Consider the following 18,611-nt stretch of genomic DNA (forward strand, 5'->3'; position numbering starts at 1 on the left):
CTTTTACTCCTTTGCAGTTTCCTTTGAACTTCCTTGAAATATTTCCATTGTCGCTGATGCCTGGGGACTGATTCCTTCTTTTTTCAAAACGATTCCTACAGTCTCAAAAATAATCCTCCAATCCCTCAAAAACGTAATTCTATCCACATAATCTACATCCCATTCAAATTTTTCTTCCCAGGAAATGGCGTTTCTGCCATGGACTTGTGCAAGTCCTGTAAACCCTGGCAGAACTTCATGCCTACGCGCCTGACGCCGTGTATACCGTGAAAGATACTCTGGAAGAAGCGGTCTTGGCCCTACAACGGACATATCTCCTCTGAGAATATTAACCAGCTCAGGTAGTTCATCCAGAGACGAGGCACGAAGCCTTCTGCCAAAAGGAGTCAGCCTAATCTCATCTGGCAAAAGCTTCCCGAATTCATCACGCTCGTCTGTCATGGTACGGAATTTATAATTATTGAATATTTTCCCGTTTTTTCCTGGTCTTTTCTGTTTAAAAATCACGGGAGAACCCAGTTTTATGCGAACCATCAAAGCGGTTGCAAGAATAACCGGCGACAATAAAGTAAGCGCGCTTGCAGATAAAATAATATCCATGGGCCGCTTTATATATCTCTCATATAATCCGTAAGGAATATGCTTATTTTCCAGACACTTCCTATTATCTTTCCTTCGCTTCATCAATACCTCGACTTTTTCTCATGCAAATCTCATATAAAAATTCATATGTTTACTCAAAACATCTATGAATAATATCAATAATCCTCTCCTGCTCTTTTGCAGTCATCTTGTTATCACTGGGTAGACATAAACCCCGCCGGAAAATATCTGCGCTAACATCTGCTTTCTTACCTCTATCAGAGCCGCCAACGGTTATGAAACCATGATTCCGATAGATTGGCTGCATATGCATGGGCTTCCAGATGGGCCTACCCTCCCCCTGAAAATGCTCGATTGCCTCCAGAATCTCCGCAGGTGTGGATTTGCCAGCTTCTGTCTTCCACAATACCTCCCGTTCTCCCCGAACCTGAGTCGCCATGGCATCTTCGTCGATTAGCAATGCTGTCATCCAGTAATTAGGCTCGCTCTTTTCTTTATCAAATGGATTTATGCTTACCGGAAGATCAGAAAGCCCCTTTTTATACTGCTCATAAATTTTCTTTTTCTGCATAATATGTTCCTTAAGATAGGGTACCTGCCCCCTGACGACTCCGGCAATCACATTGCTCATACGGTAGTTATAGCCAATTTCCTCATGCTGATACCAGGGTGCGTCTTCCCTGCTTTGCGTAGACCACTTACGGCATTGTTTTGCGTCTGCCAGATTGTCGGTCAAAAACATTCCTCCTGAACTTCCGGTGATAATTTTATTTCCATTGAAGCTGACCGCGCTGAAATCACCAAAGCTGCCAGTCTGAATTCCCTGATAAGAAGCGCCCAGGCTTTCCGCCGCATCCTCTACCATCAGCGCCCCGTGTTTTTTGCAGATTTTTGCCAACTCCATCATCTTTCCGGGAACGCCGTACAGATGGACAAATACTACTAATTTTACATCCGGATAGAGACAGAACGCTTTTTCTAATGCCTCAGGATTCATATTCCAGGTATCGTACTCAGAGTCAATGAAAACCGGTTCGCCGCCTTCGTAGACGACAGGATTAACAGTAGCGTCAAAGGTCATATCCGAACAGAAAACACGTTTTCCTAATAATGCGCCGCCGCATCCCATACCGAAAGGCGTATGTATTCCTGTAGAGCTTTGATACAAATGCTCTGCCGCCAGCTTCACGGCAAGGTGGAGAGACGCTGTTCCTGAACTTAATGCAACCCCGTATTTTACGCCAACCTTCTCTGCCACAATTTCTTCAATCTCATTAATATTGTCACCTACCGTACTCATCCAGTTTGTGTTGAATGCTTCCTGCATGTATTTCAATTCATCGCCATGCATGGTTGGGGATGAAAGCCATATTTTTTCCTTAAAAGGCTCTATTCCGGTAAACCTTGGATCACTCTTAAAATCATGCATCTTACGTTACTTTATTCCCCTTTTCTTTCCTGCCACGGTTTCATACAATAATACGGTTTTTCTTGTCATTGCTTCTACCGTGAAATTTTCTTTTGCATATTGGTATGCTTCTTCTACGTTTTCATAAACTTTGTCTATTCCGTCCTCTGCAATTCGGTTCAATATATTTTTCAGGTCTATCGTATCGTCATGCCGAATCGGTATACAGAATCTTTGATCGTCAAATCCAGCAGTCCGTGTTCTTACTACAGGCTTTCTCAAAAGAAATGCCTCCGCAACCGATAAACCAAATCCCTCTTTTGTACTCGGAAGTATTAACAGATCTGCAGTGCCTAGAATCTCTCTTGTCTTACTCCATCCCACAAACCGGAACTCATCTTCCAGACCATAATTCTTAATTGCAGTTTTCATTTTCTTATAATAACTTCCTTCTCTGGTTCCGCTGCATAGGAATAAAAGCTTCTCTTTCGTTTTATCTGACAGCTCTGCTGCCGTCTTAACTACAAGCATATGGTTCTTGACTTCTTCTATTCTGGAATGTAGTGCCAATATGATCTTATCTTCCGGTATCTCCCATTTTCTTCGGAGTCTTTCTTTTTCTTCCTGCGACAGTTCGCCAAGCTCATCGCAATCTACGCCGTTATATATTGTCACAACTTTTTCCTTCTGAATTCCTAACTTCTCTATCATAAATCTACTGACTTCGGATGAAACGCCGATAGCCATGTCTCCCGTATCAGTCATGAGCCTATGAATAAAGTCCGATGGTATATCAGCCAAATGTAAGGTATATACAACCGGTATTTTGTGAAAGAAACGATAAAATTTCATATATAAACCTGCCATTCTATGATGGCAATGAACAATATCTATTTTCTTTTTCTTTATTATTTTTCGTATCATACGAATACTTTTTATAATTGTAATTGGTGAGAGAGAAAGTCTGTTAATCTTTACAAATTCTACCCCCCCCTGCGTTACTGCCGATATTCAAATCATTCGTAGCAGACACTACCACTACGTTGTGCCCTTGCCTAGCCAATTCTAAGGAAAGCATCCTTATATGATTCCCCACGCCAGACCTGGCAATAATTTTTGAAAATAACATGATATTCATTCTTTGTCCACCATCTCAATCCCCAGATAGACCACTGATTTACTCCCCATAAACTCCATCTCCACCTCTGCAATCCTCTTATGCAGATTTATTTTTCTGATCTGCCCCTTAAAATTCTTAAGGGGGCCAGACAAAATCTTAATCTGCTCTCCTTCTTCCACAGCAATCTGTGAAATCTCCACTTCTGAAATACCGCTATCCAATGTCTTGTTCTTAAGCTTCTTAATCATCTGCACATCTGTTTCTGACAGCGGTGTAAAATATTCCCCCCACCTTCCCAGTATCTTGGTCAATGCGGGAATCCCTTTCAATTCTTCATATAATGACTGAGGATGGTCTGTGATCATGAACACATATCCAGGAAATAATTTCTCCCTTACCTCATGCCATACTCCCTGATATTTTTTTCTGAGCCTGCGCATGGGAATAAAACAGCTTTCCACAATTTCCTTAGAAACCATCTTTTCAATCAGCAAAACCGTTCGATTTTCCTGTCCTGAAACTACTTGCATTACATACCACATACTTTTTCACGCCTCTATTCTGTCTGCTGTTTCACAGGTATAAATGATTTTGCTCAAAGCGGCTTCCTGTGCATAGCTTCGCCATCTATACCTGCATATATATCCATGCAGCCACAGCCATTTTCTATATGTCTGTCATTCATAAGCTCAAGTGCCAATGCTTCAAGAGCTACTCCTGATATCCCGTTAAACTCACTATCATATTTTTCCGGTTTAGTACCACGACCTTCATGAATATGCCAAAATAAACTCAAATAGGGTCTCCTTCCATCCGGATTCCAAACAATACATTTTCACACCGATTGAACAATGGTACCTCCGCCGTTACATACCTGTGTCTTAGCCGCTGTCTTATAATTCTTCCCACATAAGGCTTCAACGCCCCATTTGCGCTTTGAACACATCCTTTACCATCCACCTGTACGGTTGACAGTCCCATATCATGGCCAAGGTTTTTGCCGCATACATTTTCAAGAAAATAAAGGTCTGCTTCCTCAACGGGTACAAGACCATCCAATTGATTACCCACCAACTGTGGAAACTTCCTCGACTTCTTAAGTTCCTCTGCCAATTCCATAGAGAATTCTGTATAGATAAAAATGTACCCTGGAAACATATCCTTTCTGCTAAGCAGATAACTTCCCTGTGTGCGGAATAGCTGCTGCTTTTTCAGAATCCGGCAGCTTTGCCAGAGTGTATGGTCAATCCTTCTATCCAGAAGGCTGGCTGCCTCCTGTTCCTTGCCTTTGATTGTCCGCATGACATACCACCTTGGAGGTATACGGACTTCCATGCAATCTTCAATATATTTCTGATTCATACAATCCTCTCCGTTATCTCTAAGCCAGCAGAGATATAACAAAAACTTAATCCATTCTCGTGAATTTCATAATCCCCCGACTTTGTCACAAACTGCACTCTCGCCAATCTCTTGTGACGGTCAATCCTGCTGATTCGACTTTCCATGCCTTTTAGCGGCCCTTCTATAATCTTAGTTTCACCTCTACGGATGACTCCTCTGGACATTTCCAGATGATGTTTTACGCCGCACAACCTTTTTAGGAGCTGTTCTTCCTTTCTGCTCATTCGGATGAAAAGGTTCTCCTGCGGTGTAATAGCATTGCATTTTCCCAACTCCTTTAACAAGATTTCCTCATTATTACTTTCCAGAAATACGCTGCCTGGAAACAAGAGCTGACGTTCCAGATGCCATATGCCCTCATATTTCCTCATTCTGTCATAGGTTAGAACAAAAATGTCCTGTAATGCCTCTGGGGATAAATTTTTTCTGCATATTGTCAATATTTTTTGTTCTTCCTGCGTTTTACAGGTTATTAAGTACCAGATTCTAAATCCCTCTTTCGTTGAGTAAACTACTCTGCGAAAATTTTTAAAGGATATCTTTGGATAATGAAATGATTATTTAAGATAAATACAGAATTTTTGATAATAGATTTGAATAAATAGATTTTTCACTTAATTTCTTTCGTGATTTTGCACCAAATTTTTACAAAAATAAATTAAGTGTTGATTTATTAATTTTAGATGGTTATAATAATTATGCTGTTAAAGCAAAAAATCGCAGAGTAGTTTACTCTGCGATTTCTTTATCTTTCATATAAAATTTTTTCTCACAAGCTGACCTCATAAGCCGCATATTCCTTCTCAAAATGATACCCCAGCTTCTCCGCCAACGCCACCGACTGCCGATTCTGCGCGTCCCAACTGGGATACCATCCCCGCTTAAGGCACTCAAGAATCAACCTCGCCCCGCAAATACCGGCAAGTCCTCTCCTGCGGAAATCCTCCCTGGTATCAATCTGCACCTCTATCCCTCCTCTGTAACCAGAGTAAGAAGAAGCGCCGGAAACCATTTCGCCATCCTTTAGAATTACCGCACCAAGACCATACTTTTGATATTCATCAAAAGTGTCATACTGAGACACCCAATCCCTACACCATTTTATTTCTTTACATTTCCGGAATAAACTCTCGTCCATCAGCTCTAAAGTATATTCATCCGGCAGTTCTTCCACCACATCTTTAAGCGCCTTTTGGTCAAAGATATCCGGCTCCTTCTTAATCGCATAGCGAATTACTTTCTTCGCACGTTCTCCATAACATACCTTTATCAATTCCGCCCATTTATCATTCTGCGGAACCATAATCAAAAACTTACGCCCGCCTCTTCCTGGCCCATATAATACCAGCTCTTTATTAGGCTTTCCTGCAAAAAAACAGAAATCTCCCAACAGAGCCATGGCAGAAGCCGGCTTTTCCGGTGCGTCTGCATAGATTGTCCCCATTATGCCCTGCAGGCAGGACCAGATCATAGTTTCCTGCCATTCGCCAAACAATGGAGCTGATTTTTCGGTCTGTAATAATCTGTAAATCATTTTTACCTCACGATGATCATCCCTGCATCCTATTCTTTCAGCAGCATCAAATAGTTATCCTCTGTTTTACCGTCATTTTTCTAAAACATTATACCCGCTTTTCGGAACAATATCAATCGTAAAGAAATAATTTACTCTATCCCCATTGTTTCTAAAAGTTCAGCAGCCAAATATTGTACTAATATTTCCTCCACACCATTTTGTCTATAACTTTCGTATAACTCTGAATTAACTTCACAACCTTTGTGCTCACATTTTCATCCATATAATCCGGCGCCGGTGCTCCGCAATCCCCGTTAAGATTCATTCCTACCGCAGTTTCCACCGCTTGCAAAAGGGATTTCCCCTCAATCCCCGCCAGAACAAAGCAGGCTTTATCCAGGGCTTCTGGTCGTTCTGTGCTGGTGCGGATGCACACTGCCGGAAAACTTTTCCCGATACTTGTAAAAAAGCTGCTTTCTTCTGGTAATGTTCCTGAATCGGAAACCACCGCAAATGCATTCATCTGAAGTTGGTTATAATCGTGGAACCCTAAAGGCTCATGCCTTACCACCCGCCTGTCCAGAGTAAATCCTGTCTCCTCCAGACGTTTCCTGCTTCTTGGATGGCAGGAATACAGAATTGGCATGTTATAATTCTCTGCCATCTGATTGACTGCTGTAAACAGAGAGGTAAAATTCTTCTGCGTGTCGATATTCTCCTCTCGGTGGGCGGATAGCAGGATGTATTTCTTCGGTTCCAAGTTCAGACGATTCAGAATATCCGAACCCTCAATATTAGGCAAATTCTGGCGAAGCACCTCCGCCATAGGAGAACCTGTCACATATACCCTCTCTTTTGGCAGACCACATTCATGCAGGTATTTTCTCGCGTGTTCCGAGTAAGCCAGATTCACATCTGATATGATGTCCACAATGCGGCGGTTTGTCTCCTCCGGCAGACACTCATCCTTACACCGGTTTCCCGCCTCCATGTGGAAAATCGGGATGTGCAGGCGTTTTGCGGATATGGCGGACAGGCAGCTATTGGTGTCGCCCAAAATCAAAAGAGCGTCCGGACGAATGGTTTTCATTAGCTTATATGAGCAGTTAATGATATTACCAACAGTAGCGCCCAAATCTTCTCCCGCCGCGTCCATGTAGACGTCGGGGGCATCCAGCTTCAAATCATGGAAAAACACGCCGTTTAGGTTATAGTCATAATTCTGTCCGGTGTGGGCTAAGATACAGTCAAAATATCTCCTGCATTTCTGGATGACTGCGCTTAAGCGAATGATTTCCGGACGTGTTCCTACGATGATGAGAAGTTTTAATCTGCCGTTTTCCTGAAAATGTATTTCTGTGTAATCTGTTTTCATCTTCATTTTCTCCTCTTAAACCATTTCCACCAGCTCGGTAAAGGTATCCGGATGGCTGGCATCGAAGGGCTCGTTTGCCCACATCAGGGTTACAAGGTTCTCTGTCTTAGACAGATTTATGAGATTGTGGGTATATCCCGGAAGCATATGGACCGCCTCAAGCTTCTCCCCCGATACCTCAAACCTCCTGACTGGGTGGGGCTTCCCTTTCTCGTCTGTTCCTATTTTTCGTTCTTCTATTAATCCATGTCCGGAAACAACGATAAAAAACTCCCATTTACTGTGATGCCAGTGCTGCCCTTTTGTGACCCCCGGCTTATTGATATTTACAGAAAACTGGCCGCTGTCAGCCGTCTTTAACAACTCGGTGAAGCTGCCCCTGTCGTCGCAGTTCATTTTTAACGGAAATTTTGTCTTGCTTTCCGGTAAATAGGATAGATATGTGGAATACAGCTTCTTTGGGAAGGAATTGGAGGGAATAGGAGGCATAAGGAGAGACTGGGGCTGCTGCCGGAAGGTGTTCAGAAGCTCTGCGATTTCACCCAAAGCCGCTTTGTGAGTGACCGGCGCATAACAGTACCTCCTTCGGTCCGCTTCATCGGACTTTATTATCATATCCGCCGGTTCTCCTGTGTCATATTCACAGAGATGCTCGTTCCCCTCCAATGCGTCCAGCAGTTCTGTAATCAGATCGTCAATATATAATAATTCCAGTTGGGTGGAAGGGTCGTTCACCTGAATCGGCAAATCGTTTGCAATGTTGTGACAGAAGGTTGCCACCACAGAATTGTAATTGGGGCGGCACCATTTTCCAAAGAGATTGGGAAAACGGTAGACGAGAACCTTTGCCCCTGTCTCCTGAGCGTATTTAAAAAATAATTGTTCCCCTGCCAGCTTGGATTTCCCATAGTCTGAATCCCCATAGCGTCCGGTTAAGGATGCCTGAATGGAGGACGCCAGCATGACGGGACTGGTGTTATGGTGCTTCTTTAAGGTGTTAAGTAAAGTAGAAGCAAACCCAAAGTTTCCTGCCATAAATTCTTCGTTGTTTTTGGGACGGTTTACGCCTGCCAGGTTGAATACAAAGTCGGCGCTTTTACAGTAATCATCAAGCAGCGCCGGCTCTGTGGCAACGTCATATTCGTAGATATTTTCGACGATAAGCTTCGGCCTTGTACGGTCCTTCTTCTGTTGGATATTTCTTAAGGCTTCGGCCAGATTCTTTCCCACAAAGCCTCTGGCGCCGGTAATCAGTATGTTCATAATGCTCTTGCCTCCCATTTGGCGATTTCGTCGCGGATATATTGAAGGCTCAATAATTTCTCCTTGACCTGGTCGATATCTAACAGCTCTGTGTTGCTTGAATTGAACTCCCTCAATTTACTGCGCTCCTTATCGCCGTCTTTGAAATATTTGTCATAATTTAAATCCCGCTTATCGCAGGGAACCCGATAAAAATTCCCCATATCCACGGCATGGGCGCATTCCTCGTTTGTCAGCAGGGTTTCATACATCTTCTCGCCGTGGCGGATTCCGATAACCTTAATCTCATTTTCTGCATGGAAAAGCTGTCTCACCGCCTGAGCCAGTATTTCGATGGTACATGCGGGCGCTTTCTGAACCATGATGTCGCCGGAGGCGGCGTTTTGAAAAGCAAATACCACCAGCTCCACCGCCTCTGAAAGACTCATGATGAAACGGGTCATGGCCGGCTCGGTTACGGTTATGGCCTTTCCTTCTTTGATCTGGCTGATGAATAAGGGGATGACAGAGCCTCTTGAACACATGACGTTTCCGTAACGGGTACAGCAGATCTCTGTCTTTTCCGGAGAAACGGTTCGAGATTTTGCGACGATAACTTTTTCCATCATGGCCTTGGAGGTGCCCATGGCATTGACCGGATAGGCGGCTTTGTCTGTGGAAAGGCAGATGACCTTTCGGACGCCCTCCTCGATGGCGGCTGTCAGGACGTTTTCTGTGCCAAGTACATTGGTCTTTACAGCTTCTACCGGAAAGAATTCGCAGGAGGGGACTTGCTTTAAAGCCGCCGCATGGAAGATGTAGTCAACGCCGTGGATTGCGTTTTTGACGCTTCTAAGGTCGCGGACGTCGCCTATGTAGAATTTTAATTTGTCGCTGTATTGGGGATAATTTTGCTGATAAAAATGCCGCATATTGTCCTGCTTTAATTCGTCGCGGGAGAATATGCGGATTTCTTTGATGTCGGTTGTTAAGAAGCGGTCCAGGACTGCGTTGCCGAAAGAGCCTGTGCCGCCGGTGATTAATAATGTTTTGTTGTGAAACATAATACTATTCCTCTCATGTTATTCAGGTTCGTTCATATTTAAAAATCTCTCAAGACAGTAGATTTGCCATTTCTGATTACCGGTAAACCGATTCATATCCATATTCTTCTTAAATTCCGGTCTTACAGGTCCCTCCCACGTCTTAAAATACTCGTCAACCGGCCTTGGCATGGGTATTTTATCCGGAACCGGAATCTCCGGATATTTTTTTGTCATCAACTGACGGATTAAATATTTGGGTTCTCCATGGCGTACTCTGTAAAGATCCAACTCATCTGCCATTTTCAATCTGGCATATGGATCATAATATGGCATGCCTGCTACTTGAAAAGCATTCAGATAAGAACTTGACGATTCTATGGAGAATACCTCATCCATAAATTTCAAGAAGTCAATCCTGTCTCCATCCATCCGATATCTCTCAAACAAATACTGCATAGACACCGGCTCTGCAAGTACATCCTCCGGATGAGTAAAAATGTACCGGTCCATAAATTCGTCAAACGACCAATCCTTTGCAAGAAGTCCGTCCATACCGCCAAAAACCAAGTCGCTGCTCTCTCCAACAAACATCATTTCCACACCGTCTGCCTTTGCCTGCAATGCAGCCTGCAAAATCTGGGGTTCTATGGAATGTACCGGAGCCGCCTTTGCTGTCATCACCGGCTCAAGATGGGTAAGAACCGTATCCCAAGTGATATCTACATAATGGAGATTCAGTCCGTAATATCTCGCATAATATTCTGCCCTTTCCAATTCTTCCTTCTGGAATTTCCCTTTAAGGAAACGAAAAGTATAAGCGTCTGAACCTGTAAGATACGATGCGACAATGGCAGAATCCATACCTCCACTAAGAAGAATCCCTTTTTTCTTATCTGCAAATTTATTTATTTGTTTTCTGATTTCCCTGTCAATATCGTCTGCGGTATGTACAAGAACCCTCTGTTCATCCGGAATTGGGACGATGTTATTATGCCCCCCCCAAACAAATATCTTCGTAAAAATCAACGTCTTTACACTCTATAAAACGAAACGCCATATATGAACTCATACAAAATTTTTTATCAACAGCCATTACTTATTCCTCCCTATTCATTCTACTGTCCATCCTCGGACTGCTTTCAACGTCTCTGTAATTTTTGTTGAGGATACGCCTTTTGTATATGGAAAATAAATAATCTTAATCCCATGGTCAGTGAATTCTTCTTCATACTTCTTCCACTTTTCTGTACCATACCAGTCGTCCCCCACAAAGAGCATAGAAGCCCCCAGTTCCCTGCATACTTTTAGCTTATCCATATCATACTGAGGTACTGCTGCATCCACATATTTACAGCTTCTTACAATTTCAATCCGATCCTCAAAGGGAATCATCGGACGTTTTCCCTTGTATGTGACAAGCTCATCGACGGTAACTCCGACAACCAGTTTGTCACACATCCCTTTTGCATTTTTCAGAAGATTCAAATGACCAATATGAAAAAGATCATATACTCCGGTTGTATAACCAATTATCATTTCCTCTCCCCCTTATATTCACTATATGGTAACTGTGTACTTACAAATACCTGATGATGATCCTGTCTCTTATCCAAAGGAGGCAATGTCAGATAATCGCCAAATTGTCTGGATAAATATCCATCCCAATCCCCCGGACAGGCTATGGAAGTATTTTCAAACTGCTTTTCCTCTGTATTCCTGAAAAACGCAAAGGGAAAACACAGGTTGTCTGATATCTGATTATGCCATGTATACCCGGTAAGTTCAGATTGATACAACGGATATTTTCTCAGCAGCTTCATCCACTTTTGAGAATAGTAATTAAAAGGAATTCCAAACCGGAAAATCCACATGATCATCCACATTAATTTTCTTTTTACATTCTCCATCTCATGAAACGGATACCGCCTTACATAATTTAGGACTCCCAAACGATAAATTTTTTTGCAAAATTTCTTCTTTTTCTCTTTTTCTATTGGAATTCCGGCAATGGGCATAACATCAACATAAATCCCCTTATATGCATCCGGATAATCCACCTCTGCTTCCTCAATAAACGTAGTATCCCTGTCATGTATTTTCCAAAAAATATAACGATAATGCCGAACTTTATCGCCATTATAGATTCCCAGATGCAGGGGTAAATTCTTTTCCATGCAATCCCAAAATCTATCCCATTCTTCAATGGGAATTGCTATATCCATATCGTCGTCCCACGGAATGAACCCCTTATGTCTGACCGCACCGATACAGGTGCCGCCAATAGCATAATAAGGAATATGATTTTCGTCGCAAATGTTTTTTATCTGCTCAAATATCGTCAATATTCTTGATTGAATCTCATTCATTTTTCTAATCCTCCAAACGATTACCGGTTCCTTATTATCTTTTTTACCGTATCCACAAATAACATTGGATCAGCCCCTTTAAGTATTACTTGATTGATTCCTCGTATAGGCGCAAAGATATAACCCGTAATAAAATTTGTTGCGAATTGTGTAATTAATGATGCGATTGCAGCGCCGTTTACGCCAAAGGGTGGAATCAACAAAGTATTCAGCAGCACATTCGCCAACGCGCCAAACAAATTAATCTTCCATAAATGCTTCTGCTTTCCCTCTGCCAAAATCCAGATATTTCTGGCGGAACCCAGATATGAAAAAGTGGTATACCATACGACGATCTGCAATGCTGATATTGACTGTATAAATTGCCTGCCGTAAAGTATACTGACTATAAGAGGTGCAAATAATGTCATAACCACACTCTGTATTAGGGACAAATATATAATTACAGAAAACAGTCTCGCCAGATTTTTCTTATAGAGTTCCTCTGATTTTTTCCTACTTTCAAAGATGGTAGGCCGCATTGAATCAATAATTGCACCAAAGACAAACTGTGTCATTCCCGCGCAGGCTACGGCCGCCGAATAATACCCTGTGGCCTGATTCCCCATCATGGATTTCAACATAATACGGTCTGTCTGTGCAAAAACTGTAATCAGCAAATCTGACAGAATATAATACTTACCTATGCTTATCAGTTTTTTTGCCCGCCTTTTAAGATACCGCAGCTTTTGATTCCCCAATCTGTGATATACGATTAGAAGCCCTGCTGCAATCACAAGATAATCCAACGTATTTGCAACTGCAAACCAAAAGATACTTTTTCGATTAATCAATAAAATGATTTTGTACAGAGAAACCACTGTATAGGCAATCAGCGCTATAATCGAGCTATACTTTGCCAAAAGCTTTGCCTGAAACCAATAATTAATCATCTCAAAGCTTTGAAAAATCAGCGTAAAGCTATATAAAGTACATACGATTATGGTATCCCTCTCTCCTGCGTTTACACAACTGACGAAGGTGATTATGCCTATAATGCATACAATCGCAGAAATAAAACTTAAAGTAATCGAAGTGCCTAAAATTTCCCCCTCATACTCCTCAGAAGCCACAAATTCCTGTACAAGAACCCCATGGATTCCCAACCGCATGACCGGTATCACAAAGGTGACGATTGAATTTGCATAATTCAGCAGTCCAAAATTTGAAGGTCCCAGGTATCTTGCCATAATCATGGAAATAATCAAACCAAGTACAGCCTGTACAACCCTGCACATGATGATCCACGAAGCATTTTTGATTACCCTATTGTTCATCCTGTTTCCCTGCCAAGTAAACTGTCATATAAATCCACATATTCCTTAAATTTTGTATAGCGGTCAAATTGCCTTGCCCGTTTTATACATGCTTCTTCGCTAAACACACCATTTTCACATATATGTACAATTCTATCCACAAGCTCGTTATAGTCATCTGTTTCGACACAGTAACCGCTTCCAGTATCTAACATTTCAGCGCTTCCTCCCGTATGGAAGGTGATAACCGGCGTTCCGCAGGCAAGCGCCTCTATATTAACCGTCGGAAAATTATCCTCTCTTGTAGGATTTACAAAAACATTGGCGGCAGAATAAAGCCTAGCCAGTTCTTCCTGGTCTGCCGTCCTCGGTATCTTGACGATACGGTCTGGAATCTTATACGCAAGATTTTCATCTGCACCAACCAGCACAATCTTATAATCTAATCCCAGACGTTTTTCCAACTCTATAAAAACATCAAGCCCTTTTCTTTTCTCCCAATTAAATGAAACTCCTAAAACCAAATACTTACTCATGTTCCACCTCATACAGCCATTTCCTCGATTGCCGTCTTTAAAGCCTGAATATCGTCGCAGGCAACGACTACTCCGCAGGTGTCATCTATGCACTCTGGCGAGCCTCCTGTACGAAACGTGACCACCGGCGTTCCGCAGGCCAAAGCCTCTAAATTCACCATTCCAAGTGCTTCTTCTCTTGTCGGGTTCACAAAAATATTCGCAGCAGTATATATCTGAGCCAATTCCCGCTTATCCCTGGTTCGCTCTATTGTAAGAATATTCTCAGGGAGTGTTTTCCCCGTCTGGGCATCTATGCCAACCAATACGATTTTATATCTATTGTCTAACATTTTGCTCAGCTCGATAAATACATCCAGTCCTTTTCTTTTTTCCCAATTAAATGAAACTCCTAATAAGACTTTTACCCCCCCTATGCCGTAAGCGCTTCTAAAATCACTGGGCGTAGGTTTAAATACATCCAAGTCTATTCCATTGTAGATGACCTGAACCGGATATTCTTTGAGAAAAGACTCTTTTACCAAACCCGCAAGCCATTCTGACGGAGTAACAATCGTCAGATTCTCAACGCCGGTAAATGCTGCCTTTTTCATTTTCCAAAGAACATCTGATTTATCTACCCTCACCGAAGGATACTCTTCCTTTGGATATGGGCAGTCGTGACATCCTGTTTTCCAACGTTTGCATCCACTCATCTGGAAATACGGACAACGCCCTGTGAATGCCCAACAGTCATGGAGCGTCCAAACCACCTTAATGCGGTTCTTTTTTATGTAATCAAACAGCAGGCCGACATGAATATAGTTATTATGAAGATTATGAAGGTGGATAATATCCGGTTTGATCTTATCAACTTTTTTCAAAAAGGCTTTCGTTGAAAAATAGGCTTGGAATCCACGCATTCCCGTATATCGTGAATATAATTCATTCAATCTTCTTACATTATAGCTTTCGATCACGATATCCCTCTCCAACGCAATCCCGTTGTTCCTATCAGGCGCATAGGCTTGCCAGCAAGTATACCCACTCTGCTCGGCTGCTTTTGAAATGCCCCGCATAATATTTCCCGTACTGCCAAAATTACCGAGATTAATTGACAGAATTGTTTTCACAAGGAACACCCCCAATATGAATAAATTTATTTTCAGCCTCCACAGGAGCATAAGCTCGATCCACACCATAAAAAATCAAAATGTATGGGAAAATAGATGTAAATAGGTTTTCTCCTATATACAACATCACAAACATCACAAATATAGATAATTTCATAAACACTTTATTGCTTAGTCTGCCTCCGAACTTGTAAGTCCCCAAGGTAAACGGAATGCCAAAAAAGCAACCATGCGCAGCAAATTGGTATAGGAGTGTGTTTGTATTCTGATGCGTCCACCCATATATTGCACTTGACCGATAAGATCTTTGTATAAATTCATCTTCCATTATTTCCATACCGATTCCTGCAAAAGGATGATCTCTGATTATTTCCAGATTAATCAGAACTGACGCCAGACGAACCATTGTTGATCCATCTTTCATATTAAACAGTTTGCCAAACACAGACGTTCCCAAATTTGTATTGAAGACGATAAAGTATGCAGCTATGGAACCTATTATCAGAGCAATGAATACAACTATATTTTTTGTTACAGACCGACTATTATCCCTGCCAAACAGAGCATATGTTGCAATCATCCATCCAAACGCCAGAAATCCGGTAGTAGAAAATGTAAGGAACAGTGCAATTATATAAATGGCTATTCTCTTCTTGTTCTTTGCATTGTCAAGCATTAACTCCAACAAAATAGCCAGGTTCAAGTACATCTGAAATACTCCGGGTTCCCAAAAAATCCCACTGGTTCTAATATTCCATGTAGTTAAGGATCTTTCGTCTAACCCGGCAAACCCAATAGAATAATACCGTATTCCTGCTGTGTTGATAATTGATGGCAAGGCTCTGACAATAGCCGGTGAAATATAGGCAATCAGTGTAAGGAAAATTGCAGATACCGAGAAAAATGTCATACACTTTAGAAAAGCCTGTGTATAATCCTCAAGAGGATATGATATACATATAAACATGCTGGTTGTCATACACAAAACTTTAATCAAAATCCGGTTAAAATACTCGTGGTGATAAATTGATACTGCCAAAAAAGCTAGAATCATCACAAAATATAGAATCATGATTTTTTTATGCTCCGTATATTTTTTCCCGACCATAGAAAAAAATATACTTATAGCACAATAGCCGAGCATGAGGTATCTCGGTATGGCAACCATCAGTTCATTGGAATTGGTTCCAAATAGGTATGTGTCGTTTGAGAAAAACAATAAAACGAAAACTAATGCTATTATTTTAAATTCCTTTTTATCTATATTTATTGACATTATTTATCACCCATTAAGACTCTCTTGATTTGCTTTGCATTCCATTCTGGTGTATTATGTGTAAATGTTCTCCTTACATAATCCAGAGATAACCTCTTTCCATGATTATTTTTCATGAACTCGATTAATTTTTTTGCGTTTTCCTCAAACGGATCGCGCTCGTCTATAACAATATACAAACCATATCTTTCAAGATAATGAATCGATGCGTCATTCTCCTGATTTTTTATGTGGATAATAGGCTTTCCTGTCATGAAATAAGTTAATAGCTTGGATGGAAGCATATCAGAATATTTATTTCCAATGTTTAAAAGAAACTGAGCCTCTTCTATTTTTTCTTCAAGATCTTCCTTTGGTATATATCCAAACGACTTAATTCTCTTGTTGTTCGCTGCTCTTTCTTCGATTTCCTTAACGCTGTTCCCTTTCGCATAGAAATGAAGCTGTGCGTCAATCGATTCTGACACAACATCATATAATTCAAGAAAATACTTAGGCGAACGGTAAACATCATTGAGAAGCCCTGAGTATAGTATGAGCAAAGCTGATGAATCATGTTCCTGCCCTGACTTTACATCCCTTGATTCTATCAGTGGGAAATCTAAATAGGAAAACTTGTCCGCATATTTCTTGTATTTTTCTTCATCATATTTTCTCTTGTTGCACTCCATGTGAAAAATATGATCCGCTATTTCAAACACCTTTTCTTCCGCTATTTTCGACAAAAAGAAAAGATGTTTACCTATACCGTTATTTGCATCGACCTCATTAGCGATTGGGTCAAGCGCATAAATGTACAGCTTGGCCTTCGGATGTTTCTTTTTTATATAACATGCGGCATATACTGTCTCAAATGGCTTATGTGGAACAAAAAGGCAATCATAATCCTGAGCATCAAAAATTTCACATAATTCCTTCCTGCACGCTTTCTCAACATCCGGATTGTTTGACGGCCAGCATTTTATCCGGCGCAGCATATACAATGGATGACACTTCCAATTTTTCTCCGGTGTCTTTTCAACAATACCATCACACGCAATATCTATTTGAATATTCGGATATTTTTTCAGCCATTTGATTATCCTGGTTTCGCAAATAGGATTAGGAACAGTTGAATTGATTCCAAATCCGCTAACAAATAAAACTCTCATATTAATCACTCATGCATCTTCCTGACGTATATTTCTTCGAGCCGCTTTGCGGACTGCTTAATATCATACCCCGCATTTTTAACTTCTTTGAACAAATCTTTTCGTTCATACCTATCATTATAGCTGAGGATTTTTTCAGCCCATTTTTCCTGTGTTCCAGATAAAGGCAAATACTCCAAAAGCCCTGTGATTTTTGCCTCTTGTGTTATTGCGTCTGAGCATAGTGTTTTAAGTCCGGCTGCCTGAGCCTCAACCAAAACAATCGGCAGTCCTTCAAAGAGCGAGGACAAAACAAAACAATCCATTGCTTGGTAAAGCTCGTTTGTGCTCGAAGTTGTCCCATAAAATATCACGGATTTTTCAATTCCGAGGTTTTTGGTCTTTTCTTTTATCTTATTTTCAAGGGGACCGTCCCCGATAAGCAATAAAACGGCGTTTGGATTTTTCTTTAACACCTCGTTAAAAATATCAAGCAGAAATTCGTGGTTTTTCTGTATTGAAAAACGCCCTATATTACCTATGACAAATTTGTTATCAACTTTCAATTCGGAGCGTATCCTGTTTCTGACTTCTTCGTTATATGTGAATTTCTTTACGTCAATTCCGTTATTTATAACCTCAAATTTGTATTTCGGAGGGTACATCCATTCTCCGGCGGCTTTTGAGCAGGCTAAACGTATAACTTTTTTGCTGTTCAGCAAACACCTGCAAACCTTATGAAGAAAACGTTTCAGTTTCATTAACACACCCGAATTTACATCGGTTCCCGTACAGTGGGAGTGGATTATAATCTTTTTGCAGAACGGTTTTACAGCTAAGTAATATGTAAATGCAATAAATGCATCTTGAGCATGAATGTGGATGACATCATAATCATTGTTTTTTGCAATTTTCTTTGCATAACGCATGATTCCGAAAGTGTTTATAATTTTCCCGAAAATCTTTGGGGAAGTATACTTCGTGTATTTGTAATATTCCCCATGATTGCTGTTTATAGATTTTATGTACTCATCATTCCTTGAATAATCTCCAAGAAAATCAATTACTAATTCGGGGGAGGAAAAGTTATGATACCAATTCCAAACCATTACTTCAGTTCCCCCTCTTCCCAAATTACTTATAGGTAATTCAAGAACTTTAACCTTTTCCATTTTTCCTCCT

At 41.1% G+C, this 18,611-nt stretch carries 20 protein-coding genes; all 20 read right to left on the reverse strand.

Translation table 11 applies throughout. The annotated features are described in order from the left end of the window. Positions 1–3: 3 nt before the first annotated feature. Positions 4–684, reverse strand: coding sequence for a sugar transferase (locus GN277_RS15875; RefSeq protein WP_159756828.1), 681 nt, complete (start codon positions 682–684; stop codon positions 4–6). A gap of 49 nt (positions 685–733) precedes the next feature. After that, a complete protein-coding gene (locus GN277_RS15880) occupies positions 734–2,032 on the reverse strand; it encodes a DegT/DnrJ/EryC1/StrS family aminotransferase (protein WP_204162756.1) in 1,299 nt (432 codons plus the stop codon). Between the two features lie 6 nt (positions 2,033–2,038). Continuing rightward, positions 2,039–3,022: a glycosyltransferase family 4 protein gene (locus GN277_RS15885; RefSeq protein WP_280178653.1), complete on the reverse strand. Its 984-nt coding sequence runs from the start codon at positions 3,020–3,022 to the stop codon at positions 2,039–2,041. Between the two features lie 123 nt (positions 3,023–3,145). Beyond that, entirely contained in the window at positions 3,146–3,673 is a 528-nt protein-coding gene (gene loaP, locus GN277_RS15890; RefSeq protein ID WP_159751864.1) for an antiterminator LoaP, read from the reverse strand. Positions 3,674–3,726: 53 nt separating this feature from the next. Further along, entirely contained in the window at positions 3,727–3,927 is a 201-nt protein-coding gene (locus GN277_RS15895; RefSeq protein WP_159751865.1) for a hypothetical protein, read from the reverse strand. Continuing rightward, on the reverse strand, positions 3,924–4,493 hold the full coding sequence (locus GN277_RS15900; protein ID WP_159751866.1) for a transcription termination/antitermination NusG family protein: 570 nt from the start codon (positions 4,491–4,493) through the stop codon (positions 3,924–3,926). Before GN277_RS15900 ends, GN277_RS15895 begins: the two co-directional genes overlap by 4 nt. After that, positions 4,490–4,906 (reverse strand): hypothetical protein, encoded by a 417-nt coding sequence (locus GN277_RS15905; protein WP_159751867.1) that lies wholly within the window; start codon positions 4,904–4,906, stop codon positions 4,490–4,492. Before GN277_RS15905 ends, GN277_RS15900 begins: the two co-directional genes overlap by 4 nt. Positions 4,907–5,304: 398 nt before the next feature. Then, the gene (locus tag GN277_RS15910) at positions 5,305–6,069 is read right to left on the reverse strand and encodes a GNAT family N-acetyltransferase (protein WP_159751868.1); all 765 of its coding nucleotides are present in this window, start codon (positions 6,067–6,069) and stop codon (positions 5,305–5,307) included. Between the two features lie 178 nt (positions 6,070–6,247). After that, on the reverse strand, positions 6,248–7,432 hold the full coding sequence (locus GN277_RS15915; protein WP_159751869.1) for a UDP-N-acetyl glucosamine 2-epimerase: 1,185 nt from the start codon (positions 7,430–7,432) through the stop codon (positions 6,248–6,250). Positions 7,433–7,441: 9 nt separating this feature from the next. Next, the gene (locus GN277_RS15920; RefSeq protein ID WP_159751870.1) at positions 7,442–8,689 is read right to left on the reverse strand and encodes a polysaccharide biosynthesis C-terminal domain-containing protein; all 1,248 of its coding nucleotides are present in this window, start codon (positions 8,687–8,689) and stop codon (positions 7,442–7,444) included. After that, a complete protein-coding gene (locus GN277_RS15925) occupies positions 8,686–9,732 on the reverse strand; it encodes a polysaccharide biosynthesis protein (RefSeq protein WP_159751871.1) in 1,047 nt (348 codons plus the stop codon). The genes GN277_RS15920 and GN277_RS15925 overlap by 4 nt, the downstream gene beginning before the upstream one ends. 18 nt (positions 9,733–9,750) lie before the next feature. After that, a complete protein-coding gene (locus GN277_RS15930) occupies positions 9,751–10,740 on the reverse strand; it encodes an asparagine synthase-related protein (RefSeq protein WP_244324742.1) in 990 nt (329 codons plus the stop codon). 84 nt (positions 10,741–10,824) lie between these two features. Continuing rightward, positions 10,825–11,250, reverse strand: coding sequence for an adenylyltransferase/cytidyltransferase family protein (locus GN277_RS15935; protein ID WP_159751872.1), 426 nt, complete (start codon positions 11,248–11,250; stop codon positions 10,825–10,827). Next, complete coding sequence (locus GN277_RS15940; protein ID WP_159751873.1) at positions 11,247–12,080, reverse strand: LicD family protein; 834 nt, start codon at positions 12,078–12,080, stop codon at positions 11,247–11,249. Before GN277_RS15940 ends, GN277_RS15935 begins: the two co-directional genes overlap by 4 nt. 20 nt (positions 12,081–12,100) lie before the next feature. Next, entirely contained in the window at positions 12,101–13,396 is a 1,296-nt protein-coding gene (locus GN277_RS15945; RefSeq protein WP_159751874.1) for a flippase, read from the reverse strand. Continuing rightward, positions 13,393–13,911 (reverse strand): glycosyltransferase, encoded by a 519-nt coding sequence (locus GN277_RS15950; protein ID WP_159751875.1) that lies wholly within the window; start codon positions 13,909–13,911, stop codon positions 13,393–13,395. The genes GN277_RS15945 and GN277_RS15950 overlap by 4 nt, the downstream gene beginning before the upstream one ends. 8 nt (positions 13,912–13,919) lie before the next feature. Continuing rightward, entirely contained in the window at positions 13,920–15,023 is a 1,104-nt protein-coding gene (locus GN277_RS15955) for a glycosyltransferase (protein ID WP_159751876.1), read from the reverse strand. Beyond that, positions 15,001–16,299, reverse strand: a complete 1,299-nt coding sequence (locus GN277_RS15960; protein ID WP_159751877.1) for an O-antigen ligase family protein — start codon at positions 16,297–16,299, stop codon at positions 15,001–15,003. Before GN277_RS15960 ends, GN277_RS15955 begins: the two co-directional genes overlap by 23 nt. Further along, positions 16,299–17,459, reverse strand: a complete 1,161-nt coding sequence (locus GN277_RS15965) for a glycosyltransferase family protein (protein ID WP_159751878.1) — start codon at positions 17,457–17,459, stop codon at positions 16,299–16,301. The genes GN277_RS15960 and GN277_RS15965 overlap by 1 nt, the downstream gene beginning before the upstream one ends. After that, positions 17,456–18,601: a glycosyltransferase gene (locus GN277_RS15970; RefSeq protein ID WP_159751879.1), complete on the reverse strand. Its 1,146-nt coding sequence runs from the start codon at positions 18,599–18,601 to the stop codon at positions 17,456–17,458. Before GN277_RS15970 ends, GN277_RS15965 begins: the two co-directional genes overlap by 4 nt. Between the last annotated feature and the right edge of the window lie 10 nt (positions 18,602–18,611).

This window comes from Sporofaciens musculi, from assembly GCF_009830285.1.
GTDB lineage: Bacteria > Bacillota > Clostridia > Lachnospirales > Lachnospiraceae > Sporofaciens > Sporofaciens musculi.

What these genes read in the sequence shown, in the direction of transcription:
- GN277_RS15875 (WP_159756828.1), bottom strand. Translation starts at nt 684, where the DNA reads ATGAAGCGAAGGAAAGATAATAGGAAGTGTCTGGAAAATAAGCATATT.
- GN277_RS15880 (WP_204162756.1), bottom strand. Translation starts at nt 2,032, where the DNA reads ATGCATGATTTTAAGAGTGATCCAAGGTTTACCGGAATAGAGCCTTTT.
- loaP (WP_159751864.1), bottom strand. Translation starts at nt 3,673, where the DNA reads ATGTGGTATGTAATGCAAGTAGTTTCAGGACAGGAAAATCGAACGGTT.
- GN277_RS15900 (WP_159751866.1), bottom strand. Translation starts at nt 4,493, where the DNA reads ATGAATCAGAAATATATTGAAGATTGCATGGAAGTCCGTATACCTCCA.
- GN277_RS15905 (WP_159751867.1), bottom strand. Translation starts at nt 4,906, where the DNA reads ATGAGGAAATATGAGGGCATATGGCATCTGGAACGTCAGCTCTTGTTT.
- GN277_RS15910 (WP_159751868.1), bottom strand. Translation starts at nt 6,069, where the DNA reads ATGATTTACAGATTATTACAGACCGAAAAATCAGCTCCATTGTTTGGC.
- GN277_RS15915 (WP_159751869.1), bottom strand. Translation starts at nt 7,432, where the DNA reads ATGAAGATGAAAACAGATTACACAGAAATACATTTTCAGGAAAACGGC.
- GN277_RS15920 (WP_159751870.1), bottom strand. Translation starts at nt 8,689, where the DNA reads ATGAACATACTGATTACCGGCGCCAGAGGCTTTGTGGGAAAGAATCTG.
- GN277_RS15925 (WP_159751871.1), bottom strand. Translation starts at nt 9,732, where the DNA reads ATGTTTCACAACAAAACATTATTAATCACCGGCGGCACAGGCTCTTTC.
- GN277_RS15935 (WP_159751872.1), bottom strand. Translation starts at nt 11,250, where the DNA reads ATGATAATTGGTTATACAACCGGAGTATATGATCTTTTTCATATTGGT.
- GN277_RS15940 (WP_159751873.1), bottom strand. Translation starts at nt 12,080, where the DNA reads ATGAATGAGATTCAATCAAGAATATTGACGATATTTGAGCAGATAAAA.
- GN277_RS15945 (WP_159751874.1), bottom strand. Translation starts at nt 13,396, where the DNA reads ATGAACAATAGGGTAATCAAAAATGCTTCGTGGATCATCATGTGCAGG.
- GN277_RS15950 (WP_159751875.1), bottom strand. Translation starts at nt 13,911, where the DNA reads ATGAGTAAGTATTTGGTTTTAGGAGTTTCATTTAATTGGGAGAAAAGA.
- GN277_RS15960 (WP_159751877.1), bottom strand. Translation starts at nt 16,299, where the DNA reads ATGTCAATAAATATAGATAAAAAGGAATTTAAAATAATAGCATTAGTT.
- GN277_RS15970 (WP_159751879.1), bottom strand. Translation starts at nt 18,601, where the DNA reads ATGGAAAAGGTTAAAGTTCTTGAATTACCTATAAGTAATTTGGGAAGA.